15 protein-coding genes are annotated in these 19675 nt (G+C 64.7%); 10 read left to right on the top strand and 5 right to left on the bottom strand.

The genetic code is table 11. From position 1 onward, the window contains the following. Window positions 1-124 precede the first annotated feature (124 nt). Window positions 125-1531, top strand: coding sequence for a uracil-xanthine permease family protein (locus tag ACY9XZ_RS13805; protein WP_463457599.1), 1407 nt, complete (start codon window positions 125-127; stop codon window positions 1529-1531). A 36-nt stretch (window positions 1532-1567) separates the two neighbouring features. On the opposite strand, the gene ACY9XZ_RS13800 is transcribed toward ACY9XZ_RS13805, so the two are convergent. From ACY9XZ_RS13800 to ACY9XZ_RS13785, 4 genes are all read right to left on the bottom strand, one after another. After that, window positions 1568-2602: an LLM class flavin-dependent oxidoreductase gene (locus ACY9XZ_RS13800; protein ID WP_463457598.1), complete on the bottom strand. Its 1035-nt coding sequence runs from the start codon at window positions 2600-2602 to the stop codon at window positions 1568-1570. Window positions 2603-2701: 99 nt separating this feature from the next. Then, window positions 2702-3694, bottom strand: a complete 993-nt coding sequence (locus ACY9XZ_RS13795) for an ABC transporter permease (RefSeq protein ID WP_463457597.1) — start codon at window positions 3692-3694, stop codon at window positions 2702-2704. Beyond that, window positions 3694-4794 carry an ABC transporter permease gene (locus tag ACY9XZ_RS13790; RefSeq protein ID WP_463457596.1) on the bottom strand — a complete coding sequence of 367 codons (1101 nt, stop codon included), beginning with the start codon at window positions 4792-4794 and terminating at the stop codon, window positions 3694-3696. The genes ACY9XZ_RS13795 and ACY9XZ_RS13790 overlap by 1 nt, the downstream gene beginning before the upstream one ends. Further along, window positions 4794-6455, bottom strand: coding sequence for an ABC transporter ATP-binding protein (locus ACY9XZ_RS13785; protein ID WP_463457595.1), 1662 nt, complete (start codon window positions 6453-6455; stop codon window positions 4794-4796). Before ACY9XZ_RS13785 ends, ACY9XZ_RS13790 begins: the two co-directional genes overlap by 1 nt. Before the next feature lie 308 nt (window positions 6456-6763). Between ACY9XZ_RS13785 and ACY9XZ_RS13780 the strand changes: the two genes are divergently transcribed. Beyond that, window positions 6764-7915: a BMP family ABC transporter substrate-binding protein gene (locus tag ACY9XZ_RS13780; protein ID WP_463457594.1), complete on the top strand. Its 1152-nt coding sequence runs from the start codon at window positions 6764-6766 to the stop codon at window positions 7913-7915. Window positions 7916-8147: 232 nt separating this feature from the next. Beyond that, window positions 8148-9275, top strand: a complete 1128-nt coding sequence (locus tag ACY9XZ_RS13775; RefSeq protein ID WP_463457593.1) for a BMP family ABC transporter substrate-binding protein — start codon at window positions 8148-8150, stop codon at window positions 9273-9275. Between the two features lie 107 nt (window positions 9276-9382). On the opposite strand, the gene ACY9XZ_RS13770 is transcribed toward ACY9XZ_RS13775, so the two are convergent. Continuing rightward, on the bottom strand, window positions 9383-11098 hold the full coding sequence (locus ACY9XZ_RS13770) for an N-acyl-D-amino-acid deacylase family protein (RefSeq protein ID WP_463457592.1): 1716 nt from the start codon (window positions 11096-11098) through the stop codon (window positions 9383-9385). Window positions 11099-11247: 149 nt separating this feature from the next. On the opposite strand from ACY9XZ_RS13770, the gene ACY9XZ_RS13765 reads away from it, so the two are divergent. The 7 genes from ACY9XZ_RS13765 (at window position 11248) to ACY9XZ_RS13735 (ending at window position 19673) form a co-directional block, all read left to right on the top strand. Further along, entirely contained in the window at window positions 11248-12480 is a 1233-nt protein-coding gene (locus tag ACY9XZ_RS13765) for an allantoate amidohydrolase (protein WP_463457591.1), read from the top strand. Between the two features lie 232 nt (window positions 12481-12712). Then, window positions 12713-13264, top strand: coding sequence for a (2Fe-2S)-binding protein (locus ACY9XZ_RS13760; RefSeq protein ID WP_463457590.1), 552 nt, complete (start codon window positions 12713-12715; stop codon window positions 13262-13264). Next, on the top strand, window positions 13257-15707 hold the full coding sequence (locus tag ACY9XZ_RS13755; RefSeq protein WP_463457589.1) for a xanthine dehydrogenase family protein molybdopterin-binding subunit: 2451 nt from the start codon (window positions 13257-13259) through the stop codon (window positions 15705-15707). Before ACY9XZ_RS13760 ends, ACY9XZ_RS13755 begins: the two co-directional genes overlap by 8 nt. Window positions 15708-15803: 96 nt before the next feature. After that, window positions 15804-16373, top strand: coding sequence for a (2Fe-2S)-binding protein (locus tag ACY9XZ_RS13750; protein ID WP_463458091.1), 570 nt, complete (start codon window positions 15804-15806; stop codon window positions 16371-16373). Further along, window positions 16370-18850 (top strand): xanthine dehydrogenase family protein molybdopterin-binding subunit, encoded by a 2481-nt coding sequence (locus tag ACY9XZ_RS13745; protein ID WP_463457588.1) that lies wholly within the window; start codon window positions 16370-16372, stop codon window positions 18848-18850. The genes ACY9XZ_RS13750 and ACY9XZ_RS13745 overlap by 4 nt, the downstream gene beginning before the upstream one ends. Window positions 18851-18951: 101 nt before the next feature. After that, the gene (locus tag ACY9XZ_RS13740; RefSeq protein WP_463457587.1) at window positions 18952-19323 is read left to right on the top strand and encodes a DsrE/DsrF/TusD sulfur relay family protein; all 372 of its coding nucleotides are present in this window, start codon (window positions 18952-18954) and stop codon (window positions 19321-19323) included. Then, the gene (locus ACY9XZ_RS13735; protein WP_463457586.1) at window positions 19320-19673 is read left to right on the top strand and encodes a DsrE family protein; all 354 of its coding nucleotides are present in this window, start codon (window positions 19320-19322) and stop codon (window positions 19671-19673) included. The genes ACY9XZ_RS13740 and ACY9XZ_RS13735 overlap by 4 nt, the downstream gene beginning before the upstream one ends. Window positions 19674-19675: the final 2 nt, after the last annotated feature.

The following is a 19675-nucleotide window of genomic DNA, read 5'->3' as shown; positions in this document are numbered from 1 at the left end:
TTCTAGACGGTTATCAGAGACCAGTGGAACAGATGATTGTGTCTCGCCGACAAAATTAAACACATATGTTGGTATTAGGATTTCAGTAGGTGGATTGAAAAGACAAGCGGTTGGACGGCGTCACATGAGCAGTCCGGAGGCGGAACAACAGTCGGTCGTACTGTACGATATCGAAGACAAGCCGCCGTTAGGAAAGGCGATCCCGCTGGGCATCCAGCACGTGCTCGCGATGTTTCTGGGCAACGTCGCGCCCCCGCTCATCCTCGCGGGGGCCGTCGGCTCTGTCACAGGGGAGACGACGTTTCTCGTCCAGATGGCGCTCATCGTCGCCGGCGTGGCGACCATCGTCCAGGCGTACCCGGTCGGGCCCGTCGGGGCGCGCCTTCCCGTCGTAATGGGGACCAGTTTCGCGTTTCTCGGCCCGCTCATCGGCATCGGTAATCAGTTCGGTATCGCCGCTGTCTTCGGGGCGTCGCTGCTTGCCGCGCCGGTCGAGGTCGTCATGGGCGTCTCCTTCGACCGGTTTCGGCAGTACTTCCCGCCGCTTGTCACCGGCATCGTCGTGATGCTCATCGGACTGACGCTCATCCCCACGGGAATGAACTACGCCGCGGGCGCGTCTGCCGGCCCGTCAGCGGAGGGGTACGGCTCCTTCGTCAACCTCGGGCTCGCGGGGCTCGTCCTGGTCGTCACGGTCGGACTGAACCAGTTCTTCGAGGGGTTTCTCCGCGTCATCAGCGTGTTCGTCGGTATCGTCGTCGGCTATTTCACTGCGCTCGCGCTCGGTGTCGTTGATCTTTCGGCTGTCGGCGCTGCCGGGTGGGTGACGGTCCCCGTCCCGCTCAAATACGGCCTCGCGTTCGAGCCAAGCGCCATCGTCACCGTGGCCTTCCTCTATATCATCACCGGCATGGAGACCATCGGGGACATCTCGGGGACGGTGTCCGCGACGGGTCGGGACGCTACCCGCGGGGAAATCCGCGGCGGTCTCGTCGCCGACGGCGTGATGAGCGTCTTCGGCGCGGTGTTCAACGCGCTCCCGAACACGTCGTTCTCCCAAAACGTCGGGCTCGTGAACTTCACCGGCGTCGCCAGCCGGTACGTCGCCGGCATCGGCGGCGTCGTCCTCCTCGCCCTCGGATTCGTCCCGAAAGTTGGCGCCGTCGTCTCGGCGATGCCCGACGCCGTGCTGGGCGGCGGCGCGCTCATCCTGTTCGCGATGATATTCTCCTCCGGGGCGCGCCTCATCACGCAGAACGTCGAACTCGACCACCGCAACTCGACCATCCTCGCGATGTCGATGGCGCTCGGCCTCGGCGTCGCGTTCCGACCCGAGATTCTCGGGAACTTCCCCGCGGAGGTGCAGACGCTGTTCGGGTCCGCACTCGTGACGGGGGGGATGACCGCCCTCATTCTCAACATCGTGTTCCCCGGCGGCAGCGTCGGCACCGGGCCGACCGAGTACACCGCCGGACTGGAACCCGAGCTGACTGAGGCGGGAGCCGGCGCGCCGCCGGTCGACGACGACTGAAAGCTGCCTCTGCTGTGTAGCTGTGCGTCGTCCCGCCTACAGGTAGCCGTCGGCGAACTCGTCGATCATCAGTCGCCGGTCATCGCCCAGCGGGTAGAGGATCGGGCACTGACAGCCCGTTTCGGCGTATTCGCGAACTTTCTCGCGGCACTGCTCGGGCGTTCCGCTGGCGGTGAGTTTGTGAACCACGTCGTCCGGAATAAGGTGCATCCCCTCCTTGATGTCGTCCTTGTCGGCCGGCCATCCGCCGATGGTCTCGCCCACCTCGTCGATGAGGTCCTGGCTGACGCCGCTGGCTTTCATGATGTGGGGCTGCTGGCCGAGGTACTGCGTGATGAGTTCACGGGCGTTGTCTAGGGCCTGCTCCTCGTCGTGGTCCATCGAGCAGACGACGAGCTGGGGGCGGTCGATGTCTTCGAGCGAACGGTCACCGCGTTGTGCGCCGGTTTCCAGCGCGTCGAGGGCCTTCTCGTTGTACTCGGGGCTGACGAGGTAGTTCAACAGCGCGCCGTCGGCGAAGTGGCCGGTGAGTTCCAGCATCTTGAACCCGGTCCCGCCGACGTACACGGGGACGGTTCGCGGTCCGTCGTCGCCGTGGACCACGTCCAGTTCCACGTCGCGCATCTGGACGAACTCGCCGTCGTAGGTGACGTTTTCCATGTCCAGCAGATCCTGTGTCACCTCGACGCACTCGCGCATCGCCCGCAGTGCGCCGCTGCGGTCGATGCCGACCTTCTCCGCGAGTGGGTCCCACCAGGCCCCGATGCCACACATGATGCGGTCCGGACCGGCGAGTTCCTCCAGCGTGCTCATCGACTGCGCGATCAGCGCCGCGTTGCGCGTCCAGTTGTTGATGACGCCCGTCCCGAGTTTGATTTCGTCGGTGACCGCGGCGTACGCGCCCAGTGGGGAGATGGCGTCGCGTGCGAGCCGCGATTCGGCTTGCCAGATCTCGTCGATTCCCTGCTCCTCCGCGTACTGTACCAATTCGACGTTCTCTTCGAGGGAATGTTTGTCCTGCAAGTAGATCCCGACACGGTCGCCTCTCTCGAAGACCTGATTGGCGCTCATGAGACATGCGGGATTCAGCGAAAGCAGATAAATAGATTTGCCACACACACGGTCTGTGGGAGGTGTGGCCGCTCGTTTCGGACCGCGCCGTGCTGGCCGTTAGTCCGTCTCGCGGCTGTAGGCCTGTAGCAGCGCCGACGGGACCGCGAGCTGGTCGCTTTTCGTCCGAATGACGGCGTATGCCAGCACGATGATCGTCGCCAGATACGGGTACGTCCCCATGATCTGGGGCGTCATGAGGAACTCGACGATGGGGTTGATAACGCCCGCAAGCGGCGTATCGGGTCCCAGCGTCAGCGAGATGGACTGCGACCGAATCCGGAGCGCGTCGAGCAGGCCGAACAGGTAGGCCCCCACAAGCATCCGGCGGGGTCGCCACTGCGCGAAGATGACCAGCGCGACGGCGATCCAGCCACGGCCCGCGGTCATGCCGGGCACCCAGAGCTGGGAGAAGGCCAACGAGAGGTGGGCTCCGGCCGCACCGGCGAACCCGCCGCCGATGAGCACCGCGAGGTACCGAAGCCTGAACACGGAGACGCCCATCGTGTCCGCCATCTCGGGGTCCTCGCCGACGGCTATCATCTCCAGTCCGAGGTTCGAGTGGTGCAGGAAGTACCAGACCACGACCAACAGGCCGAGCGCGAGGTAGTCAGTCGCCGTGCTCCGGAAGAAGGCCTCACCGATGACCGGAATCCCGACGAGGTACTGCCCGACGAGCGGGAACGTCAGCTGCGGGAACCCCTCGATGGACTCTTCGACCCACCCGGAACCGAAAAACGTCGTCAGGCCGGCCCCCAGTAGCGTCAGCATGACGCCGCTGATGACCTGGTTCGATTTCAGGGTGATACAGAGGAACGCGTGGACCAGCGCCAGTACCATCCCCAGGAGGATGCCGACGCCGAACCCGAGCCAGTGACTCCCGGTGAGGACGGTGGTGATGAATCCGCCCAGCGCGCCGACGAGCATCATCCCCTCGACGCCGAGGTTGAGGACGCCCGCCCGCTCGCTGATGAGCTCTCCCATCCCGGCGAGCAGGAGCACCGTCGCCGCCTGGACGGTCGCATCCAGCAGGCCGGCGATGAAGCTCACCATCAGTCGTCACCCCGCTGTGGCTGGGCCGGCGTCTCCGTTGGCCCGCGCTTGATGTCGATACCGACCCGGTAGCTCTTGAAGAACTCCGCGGTGATCAGGAAGAGGATGACAAGTGCCTGGATGATCTCGACCAGCGCCGCGGGCACGCCGAAGGCCACCTCCATGCTCGACCCGCCGACGAACAACACGGCGAAGAACAGCCCCGCAAGCATCACTTTGAACGCACTGTTGCGGCCGAGCAGCGCGATCGGAATGGCGGTGAAGCCGTATCCGGGTTCGAATCCGGCACGGTATCGCCCCTGTGCGCCGGCGATTTCGCTAATTCCACCCATGGCCGCGAACGCGCCGCCAACGACGAACACCAGCAGGTAGACGTAGAACTTGCTCATCCCCGCCTGCTGTGCGGCCGCGTCGTTCGAGCCGACGAACGTGATTTCGAACCCGAGTCGCGTTCGCGTCATCAGGACGTACGTCGCCACGACCATACAGACGGCGACGAGCAGGCCGGCGTGGACGCCGCCGATCAGTTCCGGAATCGTCGCGGCCTCGGAGAACCGGTCGGACTGCGGGAAGTTCCCGGTCCCGCCCTGCATCGGTCCCCGAAGCAAGTAGCTCTGGATTTCGAGGGCGACGAACGTCAGCAGGAGCGAGGTGATGATCTCGTTGACGTCCCATTTCGCGCGCAGGTAGGCCGGGATACCGGCCCAGATACCGCCGGCGACGGCCGCGGCGACGAACATCAACGGGACCAGCGCGAGCCCCGGGAGCGAGACGTTCAGTCCGATCCAGGTCCCCGCGAGCGCACCCGCGACGAGCTGTCCCTCGGCACCGATGTTGAACAGTCCCGCTTTCAGCGGGAGATACACCGCCAGTCCCGTGAGAATCAGCGGTACCGCTTTCGTCAGCGTCTCTCTGAAACCGAACTCGGTAAAGAGCGTCTCGACGAACATCGTGGCGTACGCCGCGACGGGGTTCACGTCGAGGACGACCAAGGCGATGGCGCTCACCGCAAGCGCGGCCAGCACGGTGAACACGGGCGTCCCGTAGGCCAGCCAGACCGGAATGTCCTCGCGTGCGTCGACGTTGACCGCGACGTTCATCAGCTCTCCCCCTGTGTGACCCCTGACTGGGGCGGCGACGCAACCGTCCCGCCGGCGTCGTCGCCACCACCGCCAGTCATCTCCAGGCCGATCCGTTCCCGGTCGGCCTCGGCCGGTGTCGTCTCGTAGACGAACTCGCCCTCGTAGACGACGAGGATTCTGTCGCTCAGGTCGAAAATCTCGTCTAAATCCTCCGAGAGCAGGATGATTCCAGTACCCGCCTTGCGCTGTTCGAGCAGCGTCTCTCTGATAAACTCGATCGCACCGACGTCCACGCCACGGGTCGGTTGGTTCGCGATGAGCAGGTCCGGGTCGCGGTAGATTTCCCTGGCCAGGATGAGTTTCTGGAGGTTCCCCCCCGAGAGGTCACCAGCGTTAGTCTCGGTCACGTCGCTGACGCCCCGGACGTCGAACTCCTCGACAAGCGTTTCGGCGTAGTCACGGAGTTCACCGTAGTCCAGAAACGGCCGGTCGCCGAATCGACGGTCCCTGAAGTCTTTCATCGTGGCGTTGTGCATCACCGAGAGGTCCGCGGCACAGCCGTACTGGAGCCGGTCCTCGGGGACGAACGAGACGCCGCTATCGACGAACGTCTTCGGTTTCGCGCCCGTGATGTCCTCGCCGTTGACGACAAGCTCGCCGGCCGTCACGTCCCGGATGCCGGCCATGACCTCGGCGAGTTCCTTCTGGCCGTTGCCACTGACGCCCGCGATACCGACGATTTCCCCCTGTCGAACCGTCAGGTCGATGCCGGAGAGCGCCTCGATATCTCGGTTGTCTGTGGCCGTGATCCCGCGTGCGCGCAGGACTGGGTCGCCGAGGTCGACCGCTTCTCTGTCGATTTCGAACAGCACTTCCCGACCGACCATCATCTCCGCGAGGTCCGCCCGGGAGACCGACGACACCTCGGCGGTGCCGACGTTTTGCCCCTCCCGAAGCACCGTCACCCGGTCGACGATGGCGTCGACTTCAGTGAGCTTGTGGGTGATGAAGATTATCGAGAGTCCTTCGTCGGTCAGCCGTTCGAGCGAGTCGAAAAGCCGCTCGGCCTCTGTGGGCGTGAGAACCGCCGTCGGCTCGTCGAGGATCAGGAGGTCGACGTCCCGGTACAGCGCCTTGAGTATCTCGACGCGCTGTTGCTGGCCCACGTCCAGTTCCCAGATCTTCGCGCTCACGTCGATGTCGAACCCGTACTGGTCCGCGAGGTCCTGAATCCGCTGCTCAGGGACGTCGAGCCCTAACGAGAACTGCCCGGCGAGCGACTGGACGAGGCTGTTGTTCCGGATCGCTGCCGGGAGCCAACTGTCCTCGGCATCACTGCGAAACACCGTGGCCGGCTCCCGTTCGCCCAGGACGACGTTCTCGGCGACCGTCAGCCGAGGTATCAGCATGAAATGCTGGTGGACCATCCCGATACCGGCATCGATGGCGTCCTGTGGCGACCCCAGGTCGAGTCGCTCGCCGTCGAGATAGATATCGCCGTCGTCCTGCGAGTAGAGCCCGTACAGAACCTTCATCAGCGTGCTTTTTCCCGCGCCGTTTTCGCCGAGGAGGCCGTGGATTTCCCCGCGCTCGACGGAGAGGTCCACGTGGTCGTTGGCGACGACCCCAGGGAACTCCTTCAGGATCCCCTCCATCCTGAGCGTGGTGTGTTCGGACATGCTGTCTGATCTTGGCCGGGTATCAACAATGTAGTGGCATAATTGTTTCCAAAGGCAGCCATATTCGCCGTCCAGAACCGGATATACCGGACATTTGCCAAATGTCAGTTGTTGTGTGCTACGGTCAGTTGTCGGCTTTCAGTCCGTCTGTCGCGACCGCCAGTAGTGTGAACATATGCAGCAGATAGTCGCCAGATAGGGTTTGATGGAACTGTTTTTGTGGCATATATTTGGAGAATAGCGTAGAGAAAGCTGCGTGAACGGAACGATTTAAGTGAGTGTTTCCGCAATGGCTACTCGGTTAGTTAATGGTTGACAAGAATCACGGTACGTCAAGACGGCAGTTACTGACAGCGCTCGGGGCGGCGGGAATCACCGGATTAGCCGGTTGTAGCGGTGGCGGTGACGGTGGCGATGGCGAGGCAGCCACTGACACCGCCGACAGCGGGGCCGGTGACGGGACCACGACCGGCAGTGACGGCGGATCCGGGACGGATTCGGTCACCGCCGCCTGGGTGTACAATTCGGAGGTCGGCGACCTCGGCTGGTCCTGGGCGCACAACGAAGGTCGGGTAGCGGTCGCAGAGGAGTACGACTGGCTGGAGACGGAGTACACCGAGGCCGTTGCTCCGGCCGACTCCGAGCGGGTGTTCGAACAGTACGCGCAAGGTGACGCCGATATCATCTTCGGCTGTACGTTCGAGTATCAGGACCCGATGGCGTCCGTGGCGGAGCAGTACCCCGATACGTACTTCGAACACAACACCGGCTACCTGACGATGGAGAACATGGGACGGTACATGGGTCGGATCTACCAGGCACGGTATCTGGCCGGACAGGCCGCCGGGACCGTGACGGAGACGGACACGCTGGGATACGTGGCGGCGTTCCCGATTCCGGAGGTCATCCGCGGCATCAACGCCTACGCGCTCGGGGCCGCGTCTGTCAACGACAGCGCAACGCTGAAGGTCAGATGGACGAACTCCTGGTTCGACCCGCCGACTGAGGGCGAAGCGGCGAACGCCCTGCTGGACGAGGACGTCGACGTGATGGCCCAGCACCAGGACTCCCCCGCCGCACTCCGTGCGGCCTCCGATGCGGGTATCTGGGCGACCGGCTACGACGCCCCCATGGGCGACATCGCCGGCGAGAACTACCTCACCTCCCCGATCTGGCACTGGGAAGAGTTCTACGGTCCGACTATCGAATCTGTCAGGGACGGAACCTGGGAGTCCGACGCGTACTGGGAAGGGATCGACTCAGGCATCTGCAGTCTGGACGACTGGGGGCCGGACGTGCCCCAGGAAGCGAAAGACACCGTCTCGGAGTCGCGGTCGGCGATACTCGACGGGGAGCTGGATGTCTGGGCCGGCTCGGCGTTCGAGGGCGAGAGCGACGAGTTCCTCTTCCAGGAGATGAGTAGCTACGTCGACGCCGTCGAGGGGGAAGTCCCGAGCTGACCGGGAATCGTCGACAGCAGGGTCCGGCGGGCTGGAAAGACGGACCCCGGCAGGTCCACGGCAGCGATGCTGCGCCCACGTATCATCGTCGGAGAACAGATGCGAACTCATGGGCGAAAGAATTCCGGAAACGTGGTGTGCTACCGGGTGTCCCTGAAGGTATTTTTTGATTGGAAGGTCAACAATGGTATCTCTTAAGTAGGAGTTTCCGTTACACCTACCCAGTTCAGTAATGGTGGATACCAACCGTACGATATCACGACGGGAGATGCTGGGTGCGCTGGGGGCGTCAGGTGTGACTGCGCTGGCCGGCTGTAGTGGCGGCGACGGTGAAAGCGGCGACGCCGACACGACCGACGCCACCGCAACGAGCGGTGATGGTGGGTCCGGAATGGACTCGGTCACCGCTGCCTGGGTGTACATCTCAGAGGTGGGTGACCTCGGCTGGTCCTGGGCGCACGACGAGGGGCGAAAGACGGTCGACGAGAAGTACGACTGGCTGGAGACCGAGTACACGGAGGCGGTTGCGCCGGAAGACTCGGAACGCGTCTTCGAGCAGTACGCACAGGGTGACGCCGACATCGTCTTCGGGACGACCTTCGGGTACCAGGACCCGATGTACACCGTCGCGGAGCAGTACCCCGACACGTACTTCGAGCACGCGACTGGCTACCGGACCCGGGAGAACATGGGGCGGTACATGGGTCGGATCTATCAGCCCCGGTATCTCGCCGGGCAGGCGGCCGGGATGGTGACCGAGAACAACACCATCGGCTACGTCGCCGCGTTCCCGATCCCCGAAGTCATCCGCTCTATCAACGCGATGGCGCTCGGCGCGCGGTCGGTGAACCCGGACGCGACGTTCAAGATCCGGTGGGTCAACGCGTGGTTCGACCCGCAGACCTCCAAGCAGGCGGCCAACTCGCTCATCGACGAGGGGTGTGACGTCATCTCACAGGAGCAGGACTCCCCGGCACCGGTCAGGGCCGCCAACGAGGCGGACGTGTGGGCCTCCGGCTACAACGCGCCGATGGGCGAGTTCGGCGGCGACAACTACCTCATCTCCCCGGTGTGGAACTGGGAAGAGATCTACGACCCGACCATCTCCGCGGTCCGGGACGGGACCTGGGAGTCCGACGCCTTCTGGGGCGGCATGGAGACGAACCTCCCCGCGCTCGACGACTGGGGTCCGGAGGTCCCACAGGAGGTCAAAGACACCGTCGCGGAAACGGAAGAAGAGATCGTCAACGGCGAACTCGACGTCTGGGCCGGCTCCGAGTTCGAGGGCGAGAGCGACGAGTTCCTGTTCCAGGAGATGAACAGTTTCATCGACGCCGTCGACGCCGAAGTGCCGGAGTAAGGGAGCCCGGATTCGACGTTTTTCAGCTCGACACCGCCACACCGGTAGCTAGCAGTCGAGCCAGTCAATCAGCGGTCGGCCGATAACTCAACGGTCAGCCCAGCCGGTTAGTCGTCGGCAGCGCGGTCGAGTTCGGGACGGGTCGCACCACCCCACTCCTCGTAGGAGCGAAGCACCGCACCGTTCCGAGCGCCGGTCAGTTCGCCGTCCCGGACAGCGACTTCGCCGTCGACGAGGACGTACTCCATCCCGTCGGTGTGCTGGAACGGGTCCTCGTAGGTCGCGTTCGCCGACACCGAATCGAGGTCGAAGGCCACGAGGTCCGCGACGTACCCCTCGCGGACGTACCCGCGGTCCCTGAGGCCCAGGATATCGGCCGGATGTCCCGCGGCCTTGTACGCCATCAGTTCCGGCGAGAGCACGTCCCGCTCCCGGACGTACCGTTCGAGGATGCGACTGAACGCCCCGATGGCTCGCGGGTGGGGCTTTCCGCCGAAGATACCGTCCGTGCAGAACGTGCCGCGGTCGTCCGCGAGAAACCGCTCGATGTCGTCTTCGGCCATCACGAAGTCGGCCATCGTCACGTCCAGTTCCTCGGCGACGAGGAGTTCACACATCGCGTCGACCGGCTCGCGGCCCATCTCGGCGGCGATATCCTCGATGGTGTCGCCCTGATGGTGACCGCTTCCGGTTCGCGTCACGAGGATGTTGTCCCAGGACCCGGCGGCGTAGGCGAGGTTCTCCCAGTCGCCCGGCTGGGAGATGTCTGTGGCGATGCGGTCGCGAACTGCCGCGGAGTTGAGGCGGTGACGGATGTCTTCCGCTGCGCCCTGCCGCGCCCACGGCGGCAAGAGCGCGGTGAGCATCGTCGACCCGGCCGTGTAGGGGTACTGGTCGAAGGTGACACGCTGGCCGCGGTCGGCGGCGTCGTCGAACAGTTCGAGCACAGCCTCGGAGTTCCCCCAGTTCTGCTGGCCGCCGACTTTGAGATGAGAGACGTGGGCGTGACAGCCGCCACGCCGACAGATGTCGAGATACCGGTCGATTGACTCGACCACGCGGTCCGTCTCGTTCCAGACGTGAGAGATCATAAACGAGTCGCGCGCCGCGAGAGTGTCTGCGAGCGCCAGCAGTTCCTCGTCGCGGGCGTAGGAACTCGGCGGGTAGATCATCCCTTTGGACATACCGAACGCACCCTCTTCGAGTGCCACTTCCAGTTCCTGCTGGAGGGCGTCCAGTTCCCCGGGAGCGGTGTCGTGGTCGTCCTTCGGTCTGTCCAGCCGCTGGCTGGTGACTGGCCCGGCGGCGACGACGTGTTCGCCACTGAGCGGGCGGTCCTCGAACCCGGCCAGCATCGACCTGATGTTGCCATGTGGGGCGTAGTACGCGCAGTTGACGGCCGGGTCGGCGGCTTCGAGGGCCGCGAGATAGCCGTCGACGGTGTGCCACGGCCAGGTATCGCCGAGCGACCCGTCGAGCGACTTGACCCGTTCTTCCCACTCGTCCGTGAGGGTCGGCGGCACTGGGGCCACGCTGACGCCGTCCTGTCCGAGAACTTCCGTCGTAATGCCCTGGGTCAGTTTCTCCTCGGCCCCGGGCTGTTCGAACAGTCGGAGCTCCGAATGCGCGTGCATGTCGATGAATCCCGGTGCGAGATACGATCCGTCGAGGTCGACGATACGGTCGGCGTCGAGCGAGTCGTCGCTGATGGCATCGATTCGACCGTCGGCGACACGCACGCTCGCAGTGTACGGGGGGCGACCGCTCCCGTCCAATACCCGCGCGTCTCTGAACGCGATAGACGCGGCACTCGGCTCGGTCATGTCTGCCGACTCGCGGAACGGTCGTTTCCCTCTTTCGGTGGTCTCAGCCGTGTGTGACAGCGGGCGAGCGCGTGCCACAGCGTGTCTGTCGGCCTGTGTGACGCCACCCCGACACAATCTTCAAGACCACACCGCGGAACAGCTACCCAATGCCATCCGTCAGTCTCGACAGCGAACGGTTCAGACGGCGCTTCGATACGTTCAACGAGATCGGCGCGACAGAGCGGGGCGGCGTGAACAGACCGAGCCTCTCCGACGAGAACAAGGCAGCCCGCGACACGCTCGTCGAGTGGTTCCGCGAGGCCGGCTTAGAAGTCCGTATCGACACGATGGGCAACATCTTCGGTCGCCGGGACGGGAATGACAGCGACGCCGCGCCCGTACTCTTCGGCTCACACATCGACAGCCAGTACAACGGCGGGCGATACGACGGCGTTATCGGTGTCCTCGGCGCGTTAGAGGTCGTCGAAGCGTTCAACGACGCCGGCGTGACGACCGAACGCCCGCTGGAGGTCGTCGCCTGGAGCAACGAGGAGGGCGTCCGCTTCCAGCCGGACATGCTCGGTAGCGGCGTCTACTGTGATATCTTCGATCTCGACTACGCCTATGAGCGCGAGGACAAGGACGGCAAGCGGTTCGGCGACGAACTCGAACGCATCGGCTACAAGGGCGAAGCCCCCTGCGAAGCTGACGACATCCACTGCTACTTCGAGATGCACGTCGAACAGGGGCCGTTTCTCGAACAACAGGACATCCCCGTCGCCGCCGTCGAAGGCGTGTTCGGATTTTCCTGGCTGAATGTTACCTTCGAAGGCCAGGCCAACCACGCCGGACCGACGCCGATGGACATGCGCCACGACGCCTTCGTGGCGACGGCGGATGTGACCCAGGCGGTCCGGCGAATCACGGCGACCGAGGGAACGGACCTCGTCGGCACTGTCGGTAGCGTCGACGTGTGGCCAAACGCGATCAACGTCATCCCCGAACGCGTGGAGTTCACGCTGGATTTCCGCTCGTACGACGACGCGGTCGTCGACGCGGCCGTCGACCAGATCCGACGGGAGGTCGCCCACGCGGCCGAACGCGAGGGGCTCGAATACGAGATCGAGGAAATAATGCGGGTCGACGCGGACCCGTTCGACCAGGACTGCATCGACACGGTCGTCGAGGCCGCCGAGACAGTCGGCTGTGAGTACACGCGGCTGGTCAGCGGCGCGGGCCACGACGCGAACTACCTCAACAAGATAACCCCGACGAGTATGATCTTCGTCCCGAGCGTCGACGGGATCAGCCACCGCGAGAGCGAGTTCACCGAATGGGACGACATCCTCACCGGAACTGCGGTGCTGCTGAACGCGATCCAGGCGAAGGCCGCCGAGTGAGCGGGCACGCTGTGCGAGAGCGGTGCCACAGATGTGGCACACGCCACACAGCGACCGTCATATCTGTGGCGGTTTTGGCCGTCTGTTGCCGCAGGATAGCAACTGCTCGTGGCTTCGTCTGCCAACACCGGATTCAGGTGCCTGTGAACCATACATATATGCGACGGTGTTCCACAGTTGTTCATTAACAGGCGTGTGTCCGTAGCGCACGCCGAACAATGGAGGGTACTCTGTGGACATCGAACTCACGATCAACGGCGAGCGGACGACAGTCGAAGCCGGGTCGGCGGACGACCTGGCGACGGTACTGAGACAGCACGGCTACATCGGTGTGAAATGCGGCTGTGACGGCGGGACCTGCGGCGCGTCGAAGGTGTTCGTCGACGGCGAGGTGCGCATGGCTTGTGGGATGGCCGCGACGGACGCCGACGGCAGCGAGATCAGAACCGTCGCGGCGCTCGGGACACAGGACGATCTGCACCCGGTCCAGCAGGCGTTCGTCGACAACTTCGCCGTCCAGTGTGGCTTCTGCATCCCGGGGATGGTCATCCAGGCGGTCGCGCTGCTGGATTCGAACCCCGACCCGACCGAGCGGGAGGTCCGGGAGGCACTGGACGACAACGTCTGTCGCTGTACCGGCTATCAGAAGCCCGTCGAAGCCGTCCTGGACGCGGCGGGCAGGATGCAAGGGGAATCGGTCGCCGCGGACGGCGGCCAGCCGGTCAGTGCGCCACCCCGGAAAGGCGAGTCGACCGGGTGCTGTGGAGGTGGCTGCGATGAATGAGGACGACGAGCCGGCCAAACCGGATGGCGGTACGGCCTCGCAGTCAGAAACCGTCGAAGACGGGCGATCCGAGGAGCACCCGCTCGAATGGGACGAACCCGAGAACAACGACAAGGCCCCCGACGAGCGCGACAGCGTCTCCCACCGGGCCGAGAAGTACGACGACCGAAAGCTCGTCACCGGGCAGGCGAAGTACACCGCCGACTACGAGGAGCGGTATCCGGACCTCGCGTACGCAGCGGTCGTCCGAAGCGAAATTCCACACGGCCGCGTGACCGATACCGACACGAGCGCGGCCGAGGCGATGGACGGTGTCGAGGCCGTCCTGACGCCGGACTCCGACACGGTCCCGGACGCCAAATACACGAGCGCCGGGCAGTCCTATCCCGAGCCGAGCCCGTGGGACATGCGGGTGCTGAACGAACACGTCCGCTACATCGGCGACCCGATTGCCGCCGTCGCCGCCGAGGACCGGGCGACTGCAACGGCCGCCGTCGAGGCCATCGAGGTATCCTACGAGGAGTACGACTACGTCACTGATCCGGAGGCGGCCTTCGACGCGGACGCGCCACAGCTGTTCGAGGACGGCGAGGTCGAAAACGAGATCGTCGGTCACGACTACGACCGCAACCGGATGGCCCACATCGAGGGCGAACTCGGGGACGTGGATGCGGCGCTCGACAGTGATACCCACGTCCACGAGACCGAGTGGGAGACGATCCGCCAGTCCCACGCCAACGTCGAGAAGCACACCTCGCTGGCGTACACGGACGAGGACGACCGCCACGTCCTCATCACCAGCACGCAGGTGCCAAACCACACGCGCAGACAGCTCGCACACCTGTTCGACATTCCCATCCGGGACATCCGGGTGACGAAACCGCGGGTCGGCGGCGGGTTCGGCGGCAAACAGGCGATGGTCGTCGAGCCGATTCCGCTCGCACTGTCGCTTGCCACCGACCGCCCGGTCCTCTACGAAGCCAGCCGCGAGGAGGAGTTCTACGCGATGCGCTCGCGGCATCCGATGAAAGTCCGGGCCAGAACGGCCGTGACCGAGGACGGCGACATCGAAGCCATCGATCTATACGCGCTGTCGAACACCGGCGCGTACGGCAGCCACGGCATGACCGTCGCGGGCAACGTCGGGAGCAAGCCGATGCCGCTGTACTCGAAGGTCCCCAACGCCCGCTTCGAGGCCGATATCGTCCACACGAACACGCCACAGACCGGCGCGATGCGGGGCTACGGCGCGCCACAGGGCACGCTCGCGCTCGAAGGCCATCTCGACGAGGTGGCCCGCGACCTCGGTCTCGACCCCGTCGAGTTCCGACGGCGACACCACATGGAAGTCGGCGACCTCGACGAGATCGCGGGGATGATGGGCGGCGAAGGCGCGGAGCGCCGTATCCGGTCGTGTGGCCTCGACGAGTGTATCGAACGCGGGAAGGACGCTATCGGCTACGACGATCTCGAACAGCCCGAAGCAGACCACCTGCACCGCGGCATCGGAATGGCGCTGTCTGCCCAGGGAACCGGCGTCGCCGGCGACGAACTCGGGGCCGCCCAGATAATGATGAACGAGGACGGGAGCTTCCACCTGCAGGTCGGCGGCGTCGATATCGGGACCGGCGCTGACACGGCGTTCCTCCAGATCGCCGCCGAAGTGCTTGGCTGTGATGAGGAAGATATAATTGTCAAATCGGCCGATACTGACGTAACGCCCTTCGACTACGGCGCGTACGCCTCCTCGACGACGTACATCAGCGGTATGGCCGTGAAGAAGGCTGCAGAAGACGCGAAAGAGCGGATCCTCGACTGGGGGGCGAAACTGCTCGACGAGCCGGTCGAACAGCTGGAAACCGGCGACGGAACGGTGTATAGCGAGACGAGTGGGGATTCCGTTACGCTCGAAGACATCGGGTACGAGGCCGCCTACGGCGACGACCAGCGCGAACACATCCTGGGGAAGGGAACCCACTGCACCGAGGAGAGCCCCCCGCCTTTCGCCGCGCAGTTCGTCGACGTGACGGTCAACGAGGAGACTGGCGAGTTCGAGGTGGACAAACTGGTCGTCGCGGTCGACTGCGGCGTCGCCATCAACCCCGGCATGGCCGAGGGCCAGATCGAGGGCGCGAACCACATGAGCTACGAGATGGCCGTCAGCGAGGGCATCACGCTCGACGACGAAGGACGGGCGGAAGTGGCTGATTTCGACGAGTACGGGCTCCCGTCGGCGACCGAGACGCCGCCCATCGAGTCGATCCTGGTCGAAACCCACGAGCCGACCGGTCCGTTCGGGGCGAAATCGGTCGCCGAAGTCCCGACGAACACAGTTCCGCCGGCGCTTTCAAACGCCGTCCGTGACGCCGTCGGCGTCCGCATCCGGAAAATGCCGATCACCGCCGAGAAGATTCGGGTGAAACTGGAAGAGCGCGAGGGGTGATAGGCCACAAATTTCCGTGTGCGAGCCGCTGTCCGCGATAGCTATTTAGGCGTCTGGCCGTCACGTAGCGGACATACCAGCGAGCTGATGAGCCATATGCAAATCGAACTGGAAGTGAACGGCGAGACGGAGACGCTCGAGGCGGCTAAATCCGATTCCCTCCTCGACGTGTTGCGGGCCAACGGCTACACTGGTGCAAAGCGGGGGTGTGACACCGGCGCCTGTGGCTTCTGTACGGTCCGCGTCGACGGCGAGCCGGTGAAATCCTGCGTTGAACCGGTGGCAAAGGTCCGTGGCGGGTCGGTCGAGACAATCGAAGGCCTGGGCGAGCAGGACGATCTCCACCCGGTCCAACAGGCCTTCGTGGACAACACAGCGCTGCAGTGTGGCTTCTGCATCCCGGGGATGATTATGCGGTCGACGGCGCTGCTGGACGAGAACCCGGACCCCACCGAGGAAGAGGTCCGCAAGGCGCTGTCGGACAATCTCTGTCGGTGTACCGGATACAAGAAAATCGTCGAAGCAGTGCTGGACGCCGCCGACCGACTGGACGGGGAGCGGACGGTCGCGGCCGACGGTGGGGAGACAGTCGAGGGGAACGGCGGGACCGGGACAGAAACCGCGTGTTCAGCCGGAGGCTGTGACTGCATGGAGGGCGATCAGTGAGCGATTCCGACCGGGCACGAGAGGTAAGCGAGCAGTCCGACGGGACAGGAGTGGAGGGGACAGCCTCCACCGACGGTAATACGGAATCGGAAACGGTCGTCGCACGCGAGCCCGACCGGAAGCCCGAATCCGAACGCGACGCGATCACGACGGACGAGGAGAAAGACGACGCGCGCAAGATCGTCACCGGTGAGGCTCGCTACACGGCGGACTACCGCGACCGGTTTCCGGACCTCGCCCACGGGAAAGTGGTCCGCAGCGACATCGCCCACGGGTATGTCGAATCGGTCGACACGAGCGCGGCCGAGGCAATGGACGGGGTAGACGCCGTCATCACGCCGTTCGACGACGTGGTCCCGGACAAACTGTACTCCAGTTCGGGCCAGTCATATCCCGAACCGAGCCCGTGGGATCTGAAAGTGTTGCGCGATCACGTCCGCTTCGTCGGCGACCCGGTCGCCGCCGTGGCGGCCGACGACCCGGAGACGGCCGACCGCGCCGCCCGGAAAGTCGATATCGAGTACCGGGAACTCGACGCCGTGTTCGATCCCGAGGCGGCATTTGACGAGGACGCACCACAACTGTTCGAGGTCGACGACGTGGAGAACAAGCAGTCCGGCGCGGACTACAATCGAAACCTCGAATCCCACTTCGACGGGGAACTGGGGGACGTGGACGCGGCGTTCGAGACAGCCGAGGCTGCGACGGACCGACACGTCATCGAGACGGCGTGGGAGACGCCGTACCAGTCACACTGCGTCCCCGAACCGCACACGACCATCGCCTACACCGACGAGGACGACCGACACGTGTTCATCACGGCGACGCAGGTCCCCTTTCACACCCGCCGTCAGATAGCCCACCTGTTCGACGTGCCCATCCGCGACGTGCGGGTGACGAAACCGCGTATCGGCGCGGGCTTTGGCTCGAAACAGGAGATGGCGATAGAGCCCATCGCGTTCGCGCTCCACCTCGCGGCGGGCCGCCCGGTCAAACTGGAGATGACCAGACAAGAGGAGTTTACCGCCCTTCGCTTTCGGCATCCGATGCGGATGCGGATGAAGACTGCCGTGACGGACGAGGGCGACATCGAGGCGATGGACCTCTACACGCTGTCGAACTCGGGGGCCTACGGCACCCACGGCATGACCGTCGCGAACAACGTCGGGACGAAGCCGCTCCCGCTCTATCCCCGCGTCCCGAACGTCCACTTTTCGGGGGACGTAGTCCACACGAACCTCCCGATGGGCGCGGCGATGCGGGGCTACGGCGCGCCACAGGGGCATTTCGCCGTCGAAGCGCACATGGACGAAGTGGCCCGCCGGCTCGATTTCGACCCCATCGAGTTCCGCCTGCAGAACGCGGTTCGAGAGGGCGACCTCGACCGGAGCGTCGCAATTCTGAAGGACGGTGACCGGTTCACTCGGCGAATCCACTCGTGTGGCATCCGCGAATGCGTCGAGCGCGGAAAGGCAGCAGTCGGCTACGACGACCTCGAACAACCCGAGGCTGACCACCGCCACCGCGGCGTCGGGATGGCACTCATCGCCCAGGGCAGCGGCGTCGCGGGCAAGGAACTCGGCGCGGCGCAGGTGAAGATGAACGAGGACGGGAGCTTCCACCTGCAGGTCGGCGGCGTCGACACCGGCACGGGCGCGGACACGATGTTCTCCCAGATCGCCGCCGAGGTGCTTGGCTGTCCACCCGAGGATGTCGTCGTCATCGCCGCCGACACGGACCTGACGCCCTTTGACTATGGCGCGTACGCCTCCTCGACGACCTATATCAGCGGCCGCGCTGTCAAGAATGCCGCCGAGGACGCGAAAGAGCGGTTGCTGGAGTGGGGGGCCAGGATGCTCGACGAACCACCGGATGTCCTCGATACTGGCGACAGCGGCGTGTACAGCGAGCGGACCGGAAACCGCGTCTCGCTCGAAGACATCGGCTACGAGGCGACCTACGGCGACGACGAGCGCGAACAGATCCTCGGCGATGGGAACCACTCGACCGACGAGAGCCCGCCGCCATACGGCGCGCAGTTCGTCGACGTGACCGTCGATACGGAAACCGGCGAATACGAGCTCAACAAAATGGTGTTCGCGGCCGATTGCGGCGTCGCCATCAACCCCGCGCTGGTCGAGGGCCAGATCGAGGGCGGCGAACATATGAGCCTCGAATACGCTACCAGCGGCGGCCTGGCTTTCGATGAAGACGGGAACCCCGAAGTGCTCGGTTTCCGCCAGTACGGGATGCCACGGACGACGGACCACCCCGAGATGGAAACCATCCTCGTCGAAACGCACGAACCCACGGGTCCTTTCGGCGCGAAGTCTATCGCGGAACTCCCGACGAACGGCGTCCCACCAGCGCTGAGCAACGCGATCCGCGATGCCGTCGGCGTTCGACTGACCGAGCTACCGTTCACCGCAGAGGACGTGAAGACGGCACTCGACGAGCAGTCTGAGACGGAAGGGTAAGTTGTCGCCCGGTCGGTTTTCCGTCGAGAAATATCACACTCGCCGCACCTGTTCATGTGTCGGGCAAACCATTAAGAGCGATTCACCGAAATTCCGACAGTATGGCGTATATCGGGTTTCTGCTGACAGGCGGCCCCTTCGACAGCGAGCGGTGGCGCACCGCCTACGAGCTGGGCCGGGCGGCGCTGGACCAGGGCCACGAGGTGAGCTACTTCCACTACCTCGACGGGGCGCTCGTCCCCGTCGCGGACCAGACCCTTCCCGGCTGTTCGGACACCGGGCTGTACGACGAGATGCCGACCGAGAAGTTCCAGGAACTCATCGCGGACGGCGCGGAAATCATCTGCTGTGGGCTCTGTGTCGACGCCCGGGGGATCGACGCGCCTGCCGACTACCCCGAGGGCGTCGAAGTCGGACTGCTGCCGGACCTCGCGGACATCATCGGCGAGGCCGACCGGGTGGTGTCGCTATGAAACGAGACGTCGTCGTGATGCTCACCCGCGCCCCGTACGGCCGGGTCCACATTCCGGAGGGGCTCCGCGCGGCCCGCGGCGTCGCAGCCGGCTTCGACAGGCACGACGTGACCGTGATATTCACCCAGGATGGGGTGTACGGCGCTCGGGCGGCTGTCGACCGCGGCGCGCTCAACATGAGCGGACACGTCGCCGACCTCGTGGAACAGGACGGACAGATGGTCGCGGACGGCGCGGCGATGGCCGAGCGCGGCGTCGACGAGCGCGAGATCGCCGACGACGTGGCGGTCTGGTCGGACGACCGCGTCAGTGCCCGCATCCGTGACGCCGACCGGACACTGGATTTCTGACG

Source organism: Haloarcula sp. HT12, from assembly GCF_055271655.1.
Note: the sequence above shows the minus strand (reverse complement) of the source record. Positions and strands in the feature narration are given on the sequence as shown.

Excerpts from the sequence above, each read along its gene's own strand:
- ACY9XZ_RS13805 (WP_463457599.1), top strand. The coding sequence starts at position 125 with ATGAGCAGTCCGGAGGCGGAACAACAGTCGGTCGTACTGTACGATATC.
- ACY9XZ_RS13800 (WP_463457598.1), bottom strand. The coding sequence starts at position 2,602 with ATGAGCGCCAATCAGGTCTTCGAGAGAGGCGACCGTGTCGGGATCTAC.
- ACY9XZ_RS13795 (WP_463457597.1), bottom strand. The coding sequence starts at position 3,694 with ATGGTGAGCTTCATCGCCGGCCTGCTGGATGCGACCGTCCAGGCGGCG.
- ACY9XZ_RS13790 (WP_463457596.1), bottom strand. The coding sequence starts at position 4,794 with ATGAACGTCGCGGTCAACGTCGACGCACGCGAGGACATTCCGGTCTGG.
- ACY9XZ_RS13785 (WP_463457595.1), bottom strand. The coding sequence starts at position 6,455 with ATGTCCGAACACACCACGCTCAGGATGGAGGGGATCCTGAAGGAGTTC.
- ACY9XZ_RS13780 (WP_463457594.1), top strand. The coding sequence starts at position 6,764 with ATGGTTGACAAGAATCACGGTACGTCAAGACGGCAGTTACTGACAGCG.
- ACY9XZ_RS13775 (WP_463457593.1), top strand. The coding sequence starts at position 8,148 with ATGGTGGATACCAACCGTACGATATCACGACGGGAGATGCTGGGTGCG.
- ACY9XZ_RS13770 (WP_463457592.1), bottom strand. The coding sequence starts at position 11,098 with ATGACCGAGCCGAGTGCCGCGTCTATCGCGTTCAGAGACGCGCGGGTA.
- ACY9XZ_RS13765 (WP_463457591.1), top strand. The coding sequence starts at position 11,248 with ATGCCATCCGTCAGTCTCGACAGCGAACGGTTCAGACGGCGCTTCGAT.
- ACY9XZ_RS13755 (WP_463457589.1), top strand. The coding sequence starts at position 13,257 with ATGAATGAGGACGACGAGCCGGCCAAACCGGATGGCGGTACGGCCTCG.
- ACY9XZ_RS13750 (WP_463458091.1), top strand. The coding sequence starts at position 15,804 with ATGCAAATCGAACTGGAAGTGAACGGCGAGACGGAGACGCTCGAGGCG.
- ACY9XZ_RS13740 (WP_463457587.1), top strand. The coding sequence starts at position 18,952 with ATGGCGTATATCGGGTTTCTGCTGACAGGCGGCCCCTTCGACAGCGAG.
- ACY9XZ_RS13735 (WP_463457586.1), top strand. The coding sequence starts at position 19,320 with ATGAAACGAGACGTCGTCGTGATGCTCACCCGCGCCCCGTACGGCCGG.